Annotated in this window: 16 protein-coding genes; 6 read left to right on the top strand and 10 right to left on the bottom strand. The window is 68.6% G+C overall.

Annotation, left to right across the window (positions count from 1 at the left end):
* Positions 1-121: 121 nt before the first annotated feature.
* Positions 122-1,510 carry an aspartate aminotransferase family protein gene (locus ACFU5V_RS00505; protein WP_378695974.1) on the bottom strand — a complete coding sequence of 463 codons (1,389 nt, stop codon included), beginning with the start codon at positions 1,508-1,510 and terminating at the stop codon, positions 122-124.
* Between the two features lie 20 nt (positions 1,511-1,530).
* Positions 1,531-3,102, bottom strand: coding sequence for a CoA-acylating methylmalonate-semialdehyde dehydrogenase (locus tag ACFU5V_RS00500; RefSeq protein ID WP_378695972.1), 1,572 nt, complete (start codon positions 3,100-3,102; stop codon positions 1,531-1,533).
* Between the two features lie 141 nt (positions 3,103-3,243).
* Between ACFU5V_RS00500 and ACFU5V_RS00495 the strand changes: the two genes are divergently transcribed.
* Both ACFU5V_RS00495 and ald read left to right on the top strand, forming a co-directional pair.
* Positions 3,244-4,851: a PucR family transcriptional regulator gene (locus tag ACFU5V_RS00495; protein ID WP_378695970.1), complete on the top strand. Its 1,608-nt coding sequence runs from the start codon at positions 3,244-3,246 to the stop codon at positions 4,849-4,851.
* 212 nt (positions 4,852-5,063) lie between these two features.
* The gene (gene ald / locus ACFU5V_RS00490; RefSeq protein WP_378695968.1) at positions 5,064-6,170 is read left to right on the top strand and encodes an alanine dehydrogenase; all 1,107 of its coding nucleotides are present in this window, start codon (positions 5,064-5,066) and stop codon (positions 6,168-6,170) included.
* 5 nt (positions 6,171-6,175) lie between these two features.
* Here the strand turns inward: ald and ACFU5V_RS00485 are convergent, their stop codons facing one another.
* A complete protein-coding gene (locus tag ACFU5V_RS00485; RefSeq protein WP_276139084.1) occupies positions 6,176-6,865 on the bottom strand; it encodes a ZIP family metal transporter in 690 nt (229 codons plus the stop codon).
* Positions 6,866-6,912: 47 nt separating this feature from the next.
* Between ACFU5V_RS00485 and ACFU5V_RS00480 the strand changes: the two genes are divergently transcribed.
* Positions 6,913-7,794, top strand: coding sequence for a biotin-dependent carboxyltransferase family protein (locus tag ACFU5V_RS00480; protein WP_378695966.1), 882 nt, complete (start codon positions 6,913-6,915; stop codon positions 7,792-7,794).
* A gap of 13 nt (positions 7,795-7,807) precedes the next feature.
* On the opposite strand, the gene rlmB is transcribed toward ACFU5V_RS00480, so the two are convergent.
* The 5 genes from rlmB to carD are packed head-to-tail and all read right to left on the bottom strand — an operon-like array spanning position 7,808 to position 11,848.
* On the bottom strand, positions 7,808-8,776 hold the full coding sequence (rlmB, locus tag ACFU5V_RS00475) for a 23S rRNA (guanosine(2251)-2'-O)-methyltransferase RlmB (protein WP_378431678.1): 969 nt from the start codon (positions 8,774-8,776) through the stop codon (positions 7,808-7,810).
* A 2-nt stretch (positions 8,777-8,778) separates the two neighbouring features.
* A complete protein-coding gene (cysS, locus tag ACFU5V_RS00470) occupies positions 8,779-10,173 on the bottom strand; it encodes a cysteine--tRNA ligase (protein WP_276139081.1) in 1,395 nt (464 codons plus the stop codon).
* An 11-nt stretch (positions 10,174-10,184) separates the two neighbouring features.
* Positions 10,185-10,661, bottom strand: a complete 477-nt coding sequence (gene ispF, locus ACFU5V_RS00465; protein WP_378431680.1) for a 2-C-methyl-D-erythritol 2,4-cyclodiphosphate synthase — start codon at positions 10,659-10,661, stop codon at positions 10,185-10,187.
* Positions 10,661-11,341 (bottom strand): 2-C-methyl-D-erythritol 4-phosphate cytidylyltransferase, encoded by a 681-nt coding sequence (gene ispD / locus ACFU5V_RS00460; protein ID WP_378695964.1) that lies wholly within the window; start codon positions 11,339-11,341, stop codon positions 10,661-10,663. The genes ispF and ispD overlap by 1 nt, the downstream gene beginning before the upstream one ends.
* An 18-nt stretch (positions 11,342-11,359) precedes the next feature.
* A complete protein-coding gene (carD, locus tag ACFU5V_RS00455) occupies positions 11,360-11,848 on the bottom strand; it encodes an RNA polymerase-binding transcription factor CarD (RefSeq protein WP_005262216.1) in 489 nt (162 codons plus the stop codon).
* A 263-nt stretch (positions 11,849-12,111) separates the two neighbouring features.
* On the opposite strand from carD, the gene ACFU5V_RS00450 reads away from it, so the two are divergent.
* Both ACFU5V_RS00450 and radA read left to right on the top strand, forming a co-directional pair.
* Positions 12,112-12,744 carry a hypothetical protein gene (locus tag ACFU5V_RS00450; protein WP_378695962.1) on the top strand — a complete coding sequence of 211 codons (633 nt, stop codon included), beginning with the start codon at positions 12,112-12,114 and terminating at the stop codon, positions 12,742-12,744.
* Between the two features lie 46 nt (positions 12,745-12,790).
* On the top strand, positions 12,791-14,173 hold the full coding sequence (gene radA, locus ACFU5V_RS00445) for a DNA repair protein RadA (RefSeq protein ID WP_378695960.1): 1,383 nt from the start codon (positions 12,791-12,793) through the stop codon (positions 14,171-14,173).
* 9 nt (positions 14,174-14,182) lie between these two features.
* Here the strand turns inward: radA and ACFU5V_RS00440 are convergent, their stop codons facing one another.
* Positions 14,183-14,746, bottom strand: coding sequence for a PaaI family thioesterase (locus ACFU5V_RS00440; RefSeq protein WP_378431684.1), 564 nt, complete (start codon positions 14,744-14,746; stop codon positions 14,183-14,185).
* Positions 14,747-14,831: 85 nt separating this feature from the next.
* Between ACFU5V_RS00440 and disA the strand changes: the two genes are divergently transcribed.
* Positions 14,832-15,917 (top strand): DNA integrity scanning diadenylate cyclase DisA, encoded by a 1,086-nt coding sequence (gene disA / locus ACFU5V_RS00435; protein ID WP_012691546.1) that lies wholly within the window; start codon positions 14,832-14,834, stop codon positions 15,915-15,917.
* 17 nt (positions 15,918-15,934) lie between these two features.
* Here the strand turns inward: disA and ACFU5V_RS00430 are convergent, their stop codons facing one another.
* A complete protein-coding gene (locus ACFU5V_RS00430) occupies positions 15,935-16,654 on the bottom strand; it encodes a FadR/GntR family transcriptional regulator (protein WP_378695958.1) in 720 nt (239 codons plus the stop codon).
* Positions 16,655-16,848 lie beyond the last annotated feature (194 nt).

The raw sequence follows: 16,848 nt of genomic DNA, 5'->3' as shown, positions 1-16,848 counted from the left end.
TCCGTTGAGATCCGGGCGCCGAGTGGTTGTCGTGGAATAGAGAAAGATCCGCCCCGCGGGCGCCATTGACCGCGGGACGGATCGAGTGTCGGGACACGAGGGTGTCGTCGGACGGGGTGTGTCAGGAGTTGCGGTGTGCGTCCGCGATGTCGAGAACCGAGTCGAGAATCGCGAGACCCTCACGGGCCTCGGCCTCGGTGACGGTGCACGGCGGTACCGCGTGAATGCGATTGAAGTTCGCGAACGGCAACAGACCACTTGCCTTGCACGCCGCGATCACCTCGTTCATCGCCGGGCTGGACGCACCGTACGGGGCGAGCGGTTCCTTCGTGGCACGGTCGGCGACGAGCTCGATCGCCCAGAACACGCCGAGCCCGCGCACTTCACCGATCGACGGGTGCCGGTCGGCGAGGCCACGCAGTCCGGGACCGAGAATCTCGCTGCCGATCCGCGCCGCGTTCTCGACGATCCCCTCGTCCTCCATCGCAGTGATCGTCGCGACCGCGGCGGCGGTGGCGAGCGGATGTCCCGAGTAGGTGAGTCCGCCCGGGTACGGCCGGTTGGCGAACGTCGCCGCGATCTTCTCGCTGATCGCGACACCGCCGAGCGGAACGTAGCCGGAGTTGACGCCCTTCGCGAACGTGATCAGGTCGGGTACCACACCGAAATGGTCGATCGCGAACCACTTTCCGGTCCGGCCGAACCCCGACATCACCTCGTCCGCGATGAACACGATGCCGTAGCGGTCGCAGATCTCGCGGACGCCGGCCATGTATCCGGGCGGGGGCACCATGATCCCCGCGGTCCCGGGAACGGATTCGAGCACGATCGCCGCGATCGAATTCGGTCCCTCCAGACGGATCAGCTGATCGAGGTACTGGAGCGCGCGCTCGGTTTCCTGCTGCTCGTTCTCCGAGTGGAACTGCGACCGGTACAGGAACGGTCCGTGGAAGTGGACGACTCCGCTGTTGCCGTAGTCGTTGGGCCACCGACGCGGATCGCCGGTGAGGTTGATCGCGGTGTCCGTGCCACCGTGGTACGACCGGTAGCGGGAGAGCACCTTGTAGCGGCCGGTGTGCAGGCGGGCCATGCGCACGGCGTGCTCGTTGGCGTCGGCGCCACCGTTGGTGAAGAACACCTTGTTCAGGTCACCCGGGGTCCGCTCGGCGATCAGCCGCGCGGCCTCGGAGCGGGCATCGTTCGCGTACTGCGGTGCGACGGTGCACAGCTTCGCGGCCTGCTCCTGAATGGCGGCAACGACTTTGGGGTGCTGGTGCCCGATGTTCGTGTTGACCAGCTGGGACGAGAAGTCCAGCATGCGGTTCCCGGCACCGTCCCACACGTACGAACCCTCGGACGCGAGGATCGTCATCGGCGTGATCTGCTCCTGCGCCGACCACGAGTGGAACACGTGCGCGCGGTCGAGCGCGTAGGCGCGCTCACCCTCGGCACGGGCCGCGTCGAGGGGCTGACCGGTGGGCAGGAGTTCCTGGGAGACTGTCGTCGTCATGACCGTGGGTCCTTTCCTGCTCAGTTGTTCTGGGGGAAGCCGAGGTTGATGCCGCCGTGGCTCGGGTCGAGCCAACGGCTGGTGACGACCTTGCCGCGGGTGAAGAAGTGCACACCCTCGGCGCCGTGGGCGTGGGTGTCGCCGAACAGCGAGTTCTTCCAGCCACCGAAGGAGTAGTACGCGGTCGGGACCGGAATCGGCACATTGATGCCGACCATCCCGACCTCGACCTCGTTCTGGAACCGGCGGGCCGCGCCGCCGTCGTTGGTGAAGATCGCGGTGCCGTTGCCGAACGGACCGGAATTGATGAGTTCCAGCGCCTCGTCGTAGCTCTCGACGCGAATCACGGACAGGACGGGTCCGAAGATCTCGTCGGTGTACACACTCATGTCGGTGGTGACGTGGTCGATCAGCGTCGGGCCGAGCCAGAACCCGTCCGCCCCGCCGTCGGCCTGCACGGTGCGGCCGTCCACGACGATGGTGGCTCCGTCCGTCTCGCCGGCGTCGATGTAGGACGCGACCTTGTCCCGGTGCACCTTCGTCACCAGCGGACCCATGTCGGAGTCCTTGGTGCCGTCGCCGATCTTCAACGTGTCGGTGCGCGTCTTGATTTTGGCGACGAGTTCGTCGGCGATGTCGCCGACGGCGACGAGGGCGGAGATGGCCATGCAGCGCTCACCCGCGGATCCGAAGCCGGCGTTGACCATGGCGTCGGCCGCGAGGTCGAGGTCGGCGTCGGGCAGGACGATGGCGTGGTTCTTGGCGCCACCCAACGCCTGAACGCGTTTGCCGTGGGCGGTGCCGGTGGCGTAGACGTACTGCGCGATGGGGGTGGACCCGACGAAGCTGATGGCCTTGATCGCGGGGTTGGTGAGGAGTTCGTCGACGGAGGTTTTGTCACCCTGCAGCACGTTGAACACCCCTGCGGGCAGTCCGGCCTCGGCCCACAGTTCGGCCATCCAGATGGCGGCGGTGGGGTCCTTCTCCGACGGCTTCAACACCACCGTGTTGCCGGCGGCGATGGCGATGGGGAAGAACCACATCGGCACCATCGCGGGGAAATTGAACGGGGAGATGATGCCGACGGGGCCGACGGGCTGACGAATCGAGTGCACGTCGACGTTGGTGGAGGCATTTTCGGTCATGCCGCCCTTGAGCAGATGCGCGATGCCGCAGGCGAATTCGACGACCTCCTGGCCGCGGGAGACCTCGCCCAATGCGTCGGAGACGACCTTGCCGTGCTCCGAGGTGATGATCTCGGCGAGTTCACCCTTGCGCTCGTTGAGCAGTTCCCGGAACTTGAAGATGATCTGCGTCCGCTTGGCCAGCGAAGTATCACGCCAGGCGGGGAACGCGGCGGCGGCCGAGTCGATGACGGCGCGGGCGTCCTCGACGCTGGCGAGGGCGACCTCGCCCGTTACGGCGCCGGACGCGGGATTCGTCACGGGTGCGGTGTTACCGCTCGTGCCGGCGAAGCTCTTGTTGTCGAACCAGTGCGAGATGATCCGGCCTTCGCCGGAGTGCGAGATGATCCGGCCTTCGCCGGAGTGCGCGATCGTTCGGGTCTGCGCGGCGCCGTCGCTGTGTGTCATGAAATGGGTGTCCTTACCGAGAGAGAGCGGATACCGGGGCGATCCGCACGGATCGCGTGATGCCTCCACTCTGGTCCGTGAACCAGCCCCCAGAGCCCGACGATCTGTATAGCAATCCGCCTTCTGATTTACACTGCGTAAATGCTGCCCACCATCGTCGACATCCTGGCGCTCCCGGTCGTCCAGGCCGGGACGCCCGAGGTGATCGGCGGCGGACCGCTCGACAGGCCGGTGCGATGGGTGCACGTCAGCGATCTACCCGACCTGTCGAACCTCCTCCAGGGCGGCGAACTCGTCCTCACCACCGGGCAGCCCCTCGCCGACGACTCGTCGAGCGTGGGATACCTGGAAGGACTGGCCGCGGCGGGCGCAGCCGGACTCGTCGTAGAACTCGGCGTCCACGTCGACACGGTCCCGGAAGGTGTGGCACGCGCCGCCGACAGACTGTCGTTCCCCGTGATCGCGCTGCACCGTCAGATCAAGTTCGTCGAGGTCACCGAGGCTGTGCACCGGTCGATCGTCGCAGAGCAGTACGACGAGGTCGCGTTCGCACGGCACGCCCACGAGGTCTTCACCGACCTCAGCATGAAGCGGGCGTCGCTCGGCGAGATCGTCGACGCCGCGGCCGGCATGCTCGGCGCCCCGATCGTGCTCGAAGACCTCAACCGGCAGGTGCTGGCGTTCGCGGCGCAGGGCACCGCGACGGCGGACCTCCTCGCCGAGTGGGAACGCCGGTCGCGGCTCACGCCCGTGTCGCATCAGACCGCGGTCGACGGTCCGGAGTCGTGGACGACGACGCCCGTCGGCGCACATCGGCAGGAATGGGGACGACTCGTCGCCCCCCGCCCGGTCGCCGCGGAAGGTCGCGCGCGGATGACCCTCGAACGCGCGGCCCAGGCGCTTGCATTGCACCGCATGGTCGAACAGGACCGGACCGCACTCGAGCAGCAGGCCCAGAGCGGGCTCATCGACGAACTCCGCCGCGGACGCATCCAGGACGAGGCCGAGGCGACCGCACGCGCCCACGCACTCGGTCTCCGGCCGGCCCTGACGTACCTGCCGATGACGGTCCGGGTCGGCGAAACCGCCAGCGCCGACCAGGTTCTGGCACAGCGACGCCGGATCACCATGCTCGACGCCGTGCGTCACGCGGTCCGGACGTCGCGGCAGACGGCACTGACCGCGAACACCCGGGCCGGGCAGATCGACCTACTCCTGTCCCATCCGCCGGCGTCCACACCCGGCGCGCTGACCGAACTCTGCGTGGCGATCCGCGCCGCACTCACCCGGCTCGACGGCGTCCTGCACTGCACGATCGGCGTCGGCCCCGAATCGACCCGGCTCCTCGACGCCGCCGGCGGCCTCGCGGAATCCGCGCACATCGCCGACGTCGCGCTGTCGTTGCCACCGGACGACAAGGCCTTTCACCGGGCAGCCGACATCCGGTTGCGCGGTCTCCTCACCCTGATCCGGACCGATCCGCGGGTGCAGGCGTTCGCCGAGACCGAACTCCGCGGCCTGCTGGAGCATCGGGCGCGTCACGGCGGCGACAGCGTCGAAGTCCTGCGGAGCTTCCTCGAACTCGGTGGCAACAAGACGGAACTCGCGAAGAGGCTCCACCTCTCGCGCCCCACGCTCTACGCGAAGCTCGCCACGATCGAGCGTCTGCTCGGTGTCGACCTCGACGACGCCGAGTCCCGGACGTCGCTGCACACGGCCATGCTGATCCTGCAGCTCCGCCGCCCGTGAGTACTTATTAACGGCGGGCGGTTAATAAGTACTCACGGGGCGGAGCCACTCTCGAACATCGTTCGACGAGAACCCGCTCAGGCCGCCGACGGCCGAATGGTCGCGAGCCGGAACCCCAATCTTGAGAATTATCTTCAGAACTATTGGCATGAATGATCGCTTTCTTCACCATTGGCTCCTACCAATCGAATTTCCAACAGCACGGAGTTCTCATGAAGATCGGCATCCCCCGCGAGATCAAGAACCACGAATACCGGGTGGCCATCACCCCCGCCGGTGTCCACGAACTCGTCGGCCGCGGCCACGAGGTGATCATCGAAACCGGGGCCGGGGTCGGCTCGTCCTTCGCCGACACAGACTTCAAAGCCGCAGGCGCTCAGATCCTCGAGACCGCCGACCAGGTCTGGGAAGGCGCCGACCTGCTGCTGAAGGTCAAAGAACCCATCGCCGAGGAATACCCCCGCCTCCGCCAGGACCAAGTGCTGTTCACCTACCTGCACCTCGCCGCATCCAAGGACTGCACCGACGCCCTGCTCGCGTCGAAGACCACCTCCATCGCCTACGAAACCGTCACCGGCGCCGACGGCTCGCTGCCGCTGCTCGCCCCGATGAGCGAGGTCGCCGGACGCCTCGCCCCGCAGGCCGGCGCCTACCACCTGATGCGCCAGGGCGGCGGCCGCGGCGTCCTCATGGGCGGTGTCCCCGGCGTCCGTCCGGCCAAGGTCGTCGTCATCGGCGCCGGTGTCTCCGGCAAGAACGCGATCGCCATCGCGCACGGCATGCACGCCGACGTCACCGTCCTCGACCTGTCCATCGCCCGGCTGCGGGAGATCGACGCCCAGTACCACGGCCAGGTCAAGACCATCGTTTCCAACAGTCTCGAACTCGAGCAGGCCGTCCTCGACGCCGACCTGGTCATCGGAGCCGTCCTCGTCCCCGGAGCCAAGGCCCCCACCCTCGTCTCCAACAACCTGGTCTCCCGGATGAAGCCCGGTTCGGTGCTCGTCGACATCGCCATCGACCAGGGCGGCTGCTTCGAGGACTCACGGCCCACCACCCACGCCGAACCCACCTACCAGGTCCACGACTCGGTGTTCTACTGCGTCGCCAACATGCCCGGCGCCGTCCCCCGCACCTCCACCTACGCCCTCACCAACGCCACCCTTCCCTACGTCGTCGCGCTCGCCGACAAGGGCTGGCAGGAAGCGACCGCGACCGTCCCCGGCCTCGCCGCAGGCCTGTCCACCCACGACGGCACGCTGCTGTCCGCGGAAGTCGCTGCCGCGCACGGCTACCCGGTCGCAACCCTGCCCGCCTGAGCGGACTAGGCGCCGAGCCCGAACGCGACGAGGAACCCGAGCGCGGTGGACAACCCGACCCACCACCCGCCTTCCCGGTAGGCCTCGGGCATCAGCGAGTCCGCGAGGACGGCGATTGTCGCGCCACCGGCGAACGCCTGGATGGTCGCGATGGTGCCGTCGGAGATGGTGTCGGACACGGCGTCGGCACCGATCACCACCAGCACCAGCAGGACGGCGGTGGCCACCCACACCGACAGGGCGCGGCCGCGGCTGAAGTGCGGCTGTGACCGCATGGACGCCGCGCCCGCAACCGCCTCGGGCACGTTTCCGACCGCGACGGCGACGAGCAGCACCACCCCGCCCGCGCTGCTGATCGTCACCCCGAGGGCGGTGTTCTCGGGGATGCCGTCGAGCAGCGCACCGAGCATCAACGCCCAGCCGAGTGCGGCGGCACCGAGTTTCTGCTCGATGAGCCGGTCTGCGACCACGTAGACGAGTGCCCCCGTGAACAGGGCCGCGCCTGCCGTCCAGATCCCTTCGGTCTCGAACGCGGGCTGGAACAATTCGGTGGACACGGCGGCCACCATCGTTCCCGCACCGAACGCCATGAGTGCCGCGAGGACCGGCCGCGGCAGGTCGTAGCGCAGCCCGACGACGGCACCGATCAGCAGGGGCACGGCCGTGCCGAGGCCGTACAGAGTCGCGGTCAACATGGTCGAGAGCGTATCCAGACGACGCGGGGATGCGGGACAATCGGACGATGGCTTGGCTCGAGGTCGTGCGCACCGGACCGTTCACCACCGTGCAGGATCGCGGCCGCCCCGGCTATGCGTCCATCGGTGTCGGTGAGTCGGGTGCCGCCGACCGCGAGGCGCACGACAGCGCAAACAGGTTGGTGGGCAACCACTCCGGAGCAGCCACTCTGGAGGTCACGCTCGGCGGGCTCGCCGTGCGGGCGGCCGGGACCGTCTCCGTCGCCGTCACGGGCGCCCGCAATCCCGTCACCGTCAATTCCGATCCCCGACCCGACTACACGATGCTCCACCTGGACACGGGGGATCTGCTGGAGATCGCGTTCGCGACCGAGGGGCTGCGCAGTTACGTCGCGGTGCGGGGAGGGTTCGACGTGCCCGCGGTGATGGGGAGCCGGTCCACCGACACACTGTCGGGCCTCGGCCCCGATCCCGTCGCCGAGGGCGACCGGTTGCTCGTGGGTGCGGATGCCGGCGACTGGCCCGCGGACGAGATCATCCCGCCACCCGTCACCCCCGAGGATCCGTTGACGATGCGGGTCCGCCTCGGGCCGCGGGACGACTGGTTCACGCCCGCGTCCGTCGACGCCCTTCTCCGCGAGACGTGGACGGTCAGTTCCGACACCAACCGGGTGGGGGCGCGACTCGAAGGCCCGGGAGCGCTGCATCGATCCGTGCGGGACGAGATGCCGAGTGAGGCCATGGTGGCGGGCGCCCTGCAAGTGCCGCCGAACGGTCAGCCGATCCTGTTCCTCGCCGACCATCCGGTGACGGGCGGCTACCCGGTGATCGCCGTGGTCGCCGAGGCCGACCTGCCGATGGCCGCGCAGCTGCGGCCCGGACACCGGGTGCGCTTCCACCGGGTGGTGACGTCGCCGATCCCGAAGTGATCGGGGCGGAAATCTAACCCCGGCGACGTCGGGCGATGTCGGCGAGCACGACACCCGCGGCGACGGACGCGTTGAGCGATTCGACGGGGCCCGCCATCGGGATGCTGAGGATGGCGTCGCAGTTCTCGCGCACCAGACGCGACAGTCCCTTGCCCTCCGAGCCGACCACGACGACCACCGGGCCGCTGCCGTCGAACTCGTCGAGCGTGGTGTCGCCACCCGCGTCGAGCCCGACCACCTGAACGCCCTTGGACGCCCAATCCTTCAGCGTGCGAGTGAGATTGGTGGCGCGGGCGATGGGCAGTCGCGCGGCGGCACCGGCGCTCGTGCGCCACGCCACCGCCGTGACCGACGCACTGCGCCGCTCGGGGATGACCACGCCGTGACCACCGAACGCGGCCACCGACCGAACGACGGCACCGAGGTTGCGGGGGTCGGTGATGTTGTCGAGGGCCACCAGCAGCGGCGCCTCCTGGTGCTTGCGAGCCTCCGCGATCAGGTCGTCGGGGTGCGCGTAGCGGTACGGCGGCACCTGCAACGCGACGCCTTGGTGCATGCCGTTGGCGCTGAGCCGGTCGAGATCCGTGCGGGGAACCTCGAGGATGGAGATGCCCGCGTCGGCCGCGCGCTGGACGGATTCCTTCAGTCGGTCGTCGCTCTCGGTCCCGACCGCGACGTACAGTGCGGTCGCGGGAACACCGGCGCGCAGGCACTCGACGACGGGGTTGCGGCCCAGCACGGTCTCGGGGCCGTCGAGCACCTTGCGACCGGCGGTCTGACGACCGCGGCCCGGCTGCTTCTCGGCGTCCCGGGCGGCGCGGGCGGCGCGCTTGGCGGCGGGGTGCTTGGTTCGGGCCTCCGCGGGCGGCGTGGCACCACGGCCTTCCAGACCCTTGCGCCGCTGCCCACCGGAACCGGCGACCTGTCCCTTCTTGGTACCGGCCTTGCGGACGGCTCCGCGCCTACTCGAATTTCCAGCCATTACTACTGTCCTGCCTTGAGTGACCACTCGGGCCCGTTGGGGGTATCGGTGACCTCGATGCCCGCCCGGATGAGACGGTCACGCACCTCGTCGGCCACAGCCCAGTTCTTCTCGGCGCGGGCAGTCTGCCTGCGCTCGAGTTCGGCCCGGACCAGAACGTCCAGGGCATCGGTTGCCGCGGACGCGTCCGCGGTCTCCTGAGTCCAGTGCTCGTCCAGCGGGTCGACGCCGAGGATTCCGAGCATGGCCCGGACCTGCGACGCGATCGCGCGCGCACCCTCGAGATCTCCCCCGTCGAGCGCGATGTTGCCCTCGCGGACCTTGCCGTGCACCTCGGCGAGCGCGGCGGGGACGGCGAGGTCGTCGTCGAGAGCGCGAGCGAACGCGTCCGTCCACCGGCCGACCTCGACCTCACCGGCGCGCTCCTGCGTGCGCGTGACGAACGATTCGATGCGGCGGTACGCGGCCGCGCCCTCGTCGAGCGCGGTGTCGGAGTACTCGAGCATCGACCGGTAGTGGGCACTGCCGAGATAGTACCGAAGCTCTTGTGGCCGAACCTTTTTCAGGACGTTCGGCACGGAGAGAACGTTGCCGAGCGATTTCGACATCTTCTCGCCACCCATGGTGACCCAGCCGTTGTGCAGCCAGTACTGCGCGAAGTCGTCGCCGGCGCACTTGGCCTGCGCGATCTCGTTCTCGTGGTGCGGGAACACCAGGTCGAGGCCACCGCAGTGGATGTCGAACGCCGCCCCGAGATAGAACTCGGCCATCGCCGAGCACTCGAGGTGCCAGCCCGGCCTGCCGCGGCCCCACGGCGTCGGCCACGACGGCTCGCCCGGCTTCTCCGCCTTCCACAGCGTGAAGTCGCGGGGGTCGCGCTTGCATTCGCCGGCGCTCTCGCCCTGGTGCACGTCGTCGAGTTTGTGCCCGGACAGGCTGCCGTACCGGGGGTAGCTGCGGACGTCGAAGTAGACGTCGCCACCCGCCGCGTACGCGTGGCCGTTGTCGATGAGGCGCTGCATCATCTCGACCATCTGCGTGATGTGCCCGGTGGCGCGCGGTTCGACGGACGGCGGCAGCACACCCAGTTGCTGGTAGGCCCACGTGAAGGACCGCTCGAACGTGGCGGCCCACTCCCACCACGGCCTGCCCGCCTCGGCGGCCTTGTTCAGGATCTTGTCTTCGATGTCCGTGACATTGCGGACGAACGCCACGTCGTAGTCGTGGGCGAGCAGCCAGCGTCGCAGCACGTCGAAGGCGACTCCGCTGCGTACGTGACCGATATGGGGGTCGCCCTGCACCGTGGCGCCACACAGGTACACCGATGCGTGTCCAGGGGCCAGCGGAGCGAAGTCACGCAAGGCCCGCGTCTCGGTGTCGAATAGGCGCAGGGTCACGACCAGCGATCCTACCTGGCGCTTCGATCGGGAATGACCAATGCGGTGGCCATCGCGGCGATCCCCTCGCCGCGCCCGGTGAGACCGAGCCCGTCCGTGGTGGTCGCGGACACCGAAACCGGCGCTCCCAGAATGTCGCTGAGCACCTTCTGCGCCTCGTCCCGGCGCGGGCCGATCTTCGGCCGGTTCCCGATCACCTGGACCGCGGCGTTGGCGACACCGAAGTCGTCCTCCTCCAGGAGTCGGCGGACCTCCGCGAGCATCGCGGCGCCGCTCACCCCGGACCACTCGGGCCTGCCGGTTCCGAAGACGGAGCCGAGATCGCCGAGGCCGGCGGCGGAGAGCAGCGCGTCACAGAGTGCGTGGACGGCCACGTCGCCGTCGGAATGACCCGCGCAGCCGTTCTCGCCCTCGAACAGCAGACCTGCCATCCAGCACGGCCGTCCCTGCTCGATCGGGTGGACGTCCGTCCCGATTCCGACTCGCACTAGCGCGCTCCCTCTTCCACCAGCGCGCGGGCCAGCACGAGGTCCAGCGGCGTGGTGATCTTGAATGCTGTGGGTTCGCCGACGATGCTGCGGACCCGTTCGCCGAGCCGCTCCACCAGGCCGGCGTCGTCCGTGGCGATGCCGTCGGCGGCGGCGTACGCGCGGCGCAGCAGTTCCGCGGTGAAACCCTGCGGAGTCTGCACGGCCCGCAGTTCGGACCGTTCGGGTGTGCCGGTGACCGCGCCGAGAACGTCGACGGTCTTGATGGTGTCCGCCACCGGGAGGACGGGGATGACCGCGGTGCGGCCGCACCGCAACTCCGCGACAACTCGTGCGATGAGCGACGGCGGCGTCAGAGCGCGGGCGGCGTCGTGCACGAGGACGTATTCGGCGTCGTCGGCGGCGGCGAGTCCAGCGCGAACCGAATCGGTCCGCTCACTCCCACCGGCCACGACGGTGACGTCACCGGGGAGGAGGCTGCGCGTCGACTCGACGAGTTCTTCCGGCACGATCACGACGACGCGGTCGACAGCCCCCGACTGCAGGAGCCCGTCGACCGCGCGTGTCAGCATGGTCGTCCCACCGAGATCAACGAATGCCTTGGGCTTGTTCTCGCCCAAACGCACTCCCTGACCTGCGGCGGGAACCAGCGCGACTACAGGACCTCTTCCCTCGGCCACTGCGTGTATCGCGACTGTCTAGGACGCGGCCGCGAGGACCTCGTCGAGGATGGTCTCGGCCTTGTCGCTGTCGGTGCCTTCGGCCAGCGCGAGTTCGCCGACGAGGATCTGCCGCGCCTTCGCGAGCATGCGCTTCTCTCCCGCGGACAGCCCGCGGTCCTGCTCACGACGCCACAGGTCACGAACGACCTCGGCAACCTTGTTGACGTCACCGGACGCGAGCTTTTCGAGATTCGCCTTGTAGCGGCGTGACCAGTTGGTGGGTTCTTCGGTGTGCGGAGCCCGCAGTACCTGGAAGACCTTGTCGAGACCTTCCTGGCCGACGACGTCGCGTACGCCCACGTACTCTGCGTTGTCTGCGGGAACCCGTACGGTGAGATCGCCCTGAGCAACCTTGAGAACGAGATATTCCTTCTGCTCACCCTTGATGGTGCGGGTTTCAATTGCTTCGATCAGCGCCGCACCGTGATGGGGGTATACGACGGTGTCTCCGACCTTAAAAATCATCTGTCCCGTGCCCCTTTCGATCATTCGAGTTTAACACGTGTCCGGATCCTGGTCGCATCAACGGTGCAGGTCAGGGGCATCATGGCCTGACCCTAGGGGTTGACAGGGGTCCTGATACGTGCATTCCGGACACCCCGATAAGGCCGTTCTCCGGCACCGAAACCGCACGCAGACAACCATTGTGAGTACCCAGCGAGCAGGCCACGCGGGCGAACTACTACTCTGCCTAGTTGAAGTGCGAACCTGACACCGGAGGACAACTCGTGACTGCTCTCGACAAGTCGACTCGCCGAGTCGCTACCGCCGTCGCTCTCGCTGCCGGCGCGGCCCTCGTGCTGTCCGCGTGCAGTGCGGGCCAGATCACCCAGACGTCGAGTCAGGTCGCCGCGGTCAACGGCAACAGCGCGGAGGCCGGGTCGATCGCCCTGCGCAACGTGCACGTCGTCTACCCCGACTCCGCCGAGTACAGCCTCGAGCCGGGCAGCAACGCCGTCCTCGCGTTCACCGCGATCAACAACAACGAGGACACCCCGGACAAGCTGACCCGCATCAGCACCGACTTCGCGCAGTCCGTCACGCTCGGCGAGAAGTCCGGCGGACTCGAGATTCCGCCGCAGAGCGCACTCGTCGCCGGCCTGCCGCTCGGGGACGCCGAAGCCGGCGCGGACGCCGCCGCCGAGACGGACGAGACCGCCGACGCGCCGACCGACGTCGTCCTGGTGACGCTGAACAGCCTGAAGGAAGGCGTCCGCCCGGGCCTCACCTTCCCCGTCACGTTCGCCTTCGAGAAGGCCGGGGACATCACCGTGTCCGTTCCCGTCGACGCGGGCCACGAGACCGAGCGGCACGTCTCCGACAAGTCGCCCGGCACCGAAGCCGAGGGCGGCGGACACTAGCAGCCGGCCCGGGTCCGCTGTCGGACCCGATACCTAGGCTGGCCCGGTGGCCAAACTCAAATCCAGCTTCCGCTGCTCGTCGTGCCAGTGCACGGTTCCCAAATGGGTCGGGCGGTGCCCCGAATGCGGTAGCTGGGGTTCGATGGACGAGGCCCCGATCGTCGCGTCCGTCGCGAGCCGCCCCGGCGCCTCGCTCGCGAAAGCCGGAGCCGGAGCGGTCCTTCCGTCCACCCCCGCCACTCCGATCACGCGGATCGACAGCACGTCCACCCGCGCCAAGGCCACCGGCATCGACGAACTCGACCGTGTCCTCGGCGGCGGTGTGGTGCCCGGTTCCGTCGTTCTCCTCGCCGGCGAACCCGGCGTCGGCAAGTCGACCCTGCTTCTCGAGGTGGTCCACCAGTGGGCCCGGCGCAGCCCGGACGACCGGTCGCTCTACGTCACCGGTGAGGAATCCGCCGGTCAGGTGCGACTGCGGGCCGACCGTACCGGCGCCGTCCACGAGCGGGTCTATCTCGCCGCCGAGTCCGACCTCGCGACCATCCTCGGTCACGTCGAGCAGGTGCGTCCCACCCTGCTGATCGTCGACTCCGTGCAGACCATGCTGGCCGCCGACGTCGACGGCGTGGTCGGCGGCGTCACCCAGGTGAAGGCTGTCACCAGCGCCCTCACCTCCCTCGCGAAGGCCAGCGGGGTGCCGGTGCTCCTCATCGGCCACGTCACCAAGGACGGTGCGGTGGCCGGTCCGCGGTCGCTCGAGCATCTCGTCGACGTGGTGCTGCACTTCGAGGGCGACAAGCATTCGACGCTGCGGATGGTGCGCGGCGTCAAGAACCGGTTCGGTGCCGCCGACGAGGTCGGTTGCTTCGAACTGCGCGAAGACGGCATCGCCGGTATCAGCGACCCGTCCGGACTGTTCCTCCACCACCGTGCCGAAGCCGTTCCCGGAACCGCCGTCACCGTCATGATGGACGGCAAACGGCCCCTTCTCGGTGAGGTGCAGGCACTCGTCGCCGCCACGTCCATGCCCGCGCCCCGCCGCGCCGTCAGCGGACTCGACAGCGCCCGGGTGGCCATGGTCCTGGCCGTGCTCGACCGCCGGTGCGGGGTGCCGATCGCGAAGAACGACGTCTACGCCGCCACCGTCGGCGGAATGCGGATGACCGAGCCGTCCGCCGACCTGGCGCTGGCCCTCGCCGTCGCGTCCGCGGTGAAGGACCGTCCCGTTCCCGACGGGCTCGTGATCCTCGGCGAAGTGGGACTGGCCGGCGAGGTTCGCCGGGTGCCCGGCGTCGGGCGCAGGCTCGCCGAGGCGCACCGCCTCGGGTTCACCCGCGCGATCGTTCCCCTCGACTCCGGGGCCGCGCCGAAGGGCATGAAGGTCACCGAGGTCGGGAACCTGGGAGCGGCGATCGCGTCGCTGCGGTGACGCCGACGCTCAGATCGACGACGTTCCGAACGGGCGCTCCGGCACGCCGTCCACGAAGTCCTTCGTCTTCTCGAAGTGTTCGGCCGTGACGGTGAGGAACAACCCCCGCGACGTCGCCACCACCACGCCGGGGTCGGCGGTGGGCCCCTCGACGATGCGCGCCTCGGCGCTCGTATAGACCTTGCGGCGGATCGACCCGTCGATCCGCGCATGGAATTCGAGGACGGAACCCAGCGGTATGGGCCTGGCGAAGTCGATCTCGAGATGTCCCGTGACCACCGGTCCGTCGACGATGGACCGGCACACCATGCCCTGCGCCTCGTCGAACGCGGTCGAGAGGATGCCGCCGTGGATCACCCCAGGACCGCCCTGGTAGCGGGGTGCCACCTCGAGCCGCCCCCACACGTCGAGACCGTCCCCGGCGGTGAAGCTCATCGACATCCCGGCGGGCGACTGGTCTCCGCACCCGAAGCACCTCGACCAGTGGTGCGGCACCGGCTGACCTGCGGCGGGAAAGCTTCCGACCCGGCCGGGCAGGGTCAGGTCGTCGGGCAAAGTCCAGGTACCACTCATGGATAGGTAATCTAAACGCGGGTCCGGACGTGTTCGCGCGGCGGTCCCCGACAAGTGACGTCTACCTCAGCGGGAGTATTGCGCGATGAACGATGCCGAGTCGTCGTCTGCACTGCGCGAAACGATTGCCCGGCTGGCTCCCGGAACTGCACTTCGCGACGGTCTGGAACGCATTCTGCGCGGCCGAACGGGTGCGTTGATCGTCCTCGGCTACGACGAGCAGATGGAAGAGATCTGCGACGGCGGCTTCGAACTGGACGTGGAGTTCGCCCCGACCCGCCTGCGTGAGCTGTCGAAGATGGACGGCGCCGTGGTGCTGTCCACCGACGGGTCCCGCATCGTGCGCGCCAACGTCCAGTTGGTGCCCGACCACAAGATCCCGACCGTCGAGTCCGGCACCCGTCACCGTGCCGCCGAGCGGACGGCGATGCAGACCGGGTACCCGGTGGTGTCGGTCAGCCAGTCGATGAGCATCGTCAGCGTGTACGTCGGCGGCATCCGGCACGTCATCGACGGGTCCGCGACGATCCTGTCGCGCGCCAATCAGGCGGTGGCCACCCTCGAGCGGTACAAGGCGCGGCTCGACGAGGTGACCCGCCAGCTGTCGGTGGTGGAGATCGAGGATTTCGTCACGCTCCGCGACGCCCTGACCGTGGTGCAGCGCCTGGAGATGGTGCGGCGCGTGTCCGTGGAGATCGAGCAGGACGTGCTCGAACTCGGGACGGACGGGCGGCAGCTCGCACTGCAACTCGAGGAACTCGTCGGCGACAACGACGTGGCGAGGGAACTCATCGTGCGCGACTATCTGGCCGGTTCGGGCCCGGCGCCCGCGGAGGACGTCGAGAAGTCGCTCACCGCGCTCGACAGGATCACGGACGCGGACCTTCTCGACCTCACGACGCTGGCGCGGGCGTTCGGCTACCCGGGCACCATCGAGGCGCTCGAGGCGCCGATGAGCCCCCGCGGCTACCGCGTCCTGACTCGCGTTCCCCGGTTGCAGTTCAACCAGATTCACCGGCTGGTCGGCTCGTTCGGCACGCTACAGTCGCTGCTGGCCGCGACGGCCGCCGACCTTCAGTCGGTGGAGGGGATCGGCGGGCTGTGGGCGCGCCACATCCGCGAGGGCCTGTCCCGGCTCGCCGAGACGTCGATCTCCGGCCCGTACGACTGACCGTCGGCGGTCGCAGCTCACCGTCGGCGGTCCGGGCTGCCTTCTCCGACCACGGATTCCAGTGCGACCCGCACCGCGTCCAGGTGCTCGGCCATGGCGCGTGCAGCCTTGTCGTAGCTTCCGGATGCGATGCCGTCCACGATCCGGTCGTGTTCGTCGTTCGACTTCTGCTGCCGTCCCGCAACCAGATTCAGCGTTTCGGACTGGCGGGTGAGGGCTTCGCGGATGTCGACGATCACGGAGTCGAATACGCGGTTCCGGCTCGTCCGGGCGATGTACGCGTGGAACTGCGCATCCAGCGAGACCCACACGAGCGGGTCGTCCTCGTCCCGCATCTGGTCCACCAGGCCACGCAGGGCGGCGAGATCGTCGGCGGTGTGCCGCTGGGCCGCCCATCCGGCGGCGGGAATCTCCACGTGGGGGCGCGCCTCGACGAGTTCGTTGGCCGCGTAGTTCCCGAAGTCGAGGTCGCGGGCGATCGAATCGCTGACGACGAATGTCCCGAGGCCCGATTTCGTCTCCGTGAGTCCGAGCGCGTGGCAGGAACGCAGGGCCTCCCGGATCACCGATCTGCTGACTCCGTGCCGCGCCGCGAGGGACGCTTCGGACGGAAGTCGCTCACCGACCGACAGCTCACCCGAGGTGATCGCGTCACGAAGATCCGCGAGGACCGCCTCGGCGGCACTGACCCGCGCCGTGACAGGACGCCTGGCTGCCCAGCTGTCTGACAGGTTCATGGGGATATTCTGCTCACTTCCCCGCGACGACGTCAACACGGCGCGGGCCCCGGGTTGACGGCTGCGAGTGAGCGAGGTAACAATTGCACCTGTCTGACAGCCTGGCAGGTGGATAGCCGGGTGGCTCGACCGAGAATCTACCCTCTTCGAGCAGCAGACTCCGTCCACCGCATCCGTGCAGAGCAACAGCGCGC

Origin of the sequence: Rhodococcus sp. NPDC057529 (assembly GCF_042802055.1) — a bacterium.
Taxonomy (GTDB): Bacteria; Actinomycetota; Actinomycetes; order Mycobacteriales; family Mycobacteriaceae; genus Rhodococcus_F.
This window is presented reverse-complemented; position numbering and strand designations above follow the sequence as displayed.

What these genes read in the sequence shown, in the direction of transcription:
- ACFU5V_RS00505 (WP_378695974.1), bottom strand. Translation starts at nt 1,510, where the DNA reads ATGACGACGACAGTCTCCCAGGAACTCCTGCCCACCGGTCAGCCCCTC.
- rlmB (WP_378431678.1), bottom strand. Translation starts at nt 8,776, where the DNA reads ATGGCTGGAAATTCGAGTAGGCGCGGAGCCGTCCGCAAGGCCGGTACC.
- ACFU5V_RS00485 (WP_276139084.1), bottom strand. Translation starts at nt 6,865, where the DNA reads ATGTTGACCGCGACTCTGTACGGCCTCGGCACGGCCGTGCCCCTGCTG.
- ald (WP_378695968.1), top strand. Translation starts at nt 5,064, where the DNA reads ATGAAGATCGGCATCCCCCGCGAGATCAAGAACCACGAATACCGGGTG.
- disA (WP_012691546.1), top strand. Translation starts at nt 14,832, where the DNA reads ATGAACGATGCCGAGTCGTCGTCTGCACTGCGCGAAACGATTGCCCGG.
- ACFU5V_RS00440 (WP_378431684.1), bottom strand. Translation starts at nt 14,746, where the DNA reads ATGAGTGGTACCTGGACTTTGCCCGACGACCTGACCCTGCCCGGCCGG.
- ACFU5V_RS00430 (WP_378695958.1), bottom strand. Translation starts at nt 16,654, where the DNA reads ATGAACCTGTCAGACAGCTGGGCAGCCAGGCGTCCTGTCACGGCGCGG.
- ACFU5V_RS00480 (WP_378695966.1), top strand. Translation starts at nt 6,913, where the DNA reads ATGGCTTGGCTCGAGGTCGTGCGCACCGGACCGTTCACCACCGTGCAG.
- ACFU5V_RS00495 (WP_378695970.1), top strand. Translation starts at nt 3,244, where the DNA reads ATGCTGCCCACCATCGTCGACATCCTGGCGCTCCCGGTCGTCCAGGCC.
- ACFU5V_RS00500 (WP_378695972.1), bottom strand. Translation starts at nt 3,102, where the DNA reads ATGACACACAGCGACGGCGCCGCGCAGACCCGAACGATCGCGCACTCC.
- carD (WP_005262216.1), bottom strand. Translation starts at nt 11,848, where the DNA reads ATGATTTTTAAGGTCGGAGACACCGTCGTATACCCCCATCACGGTGCG.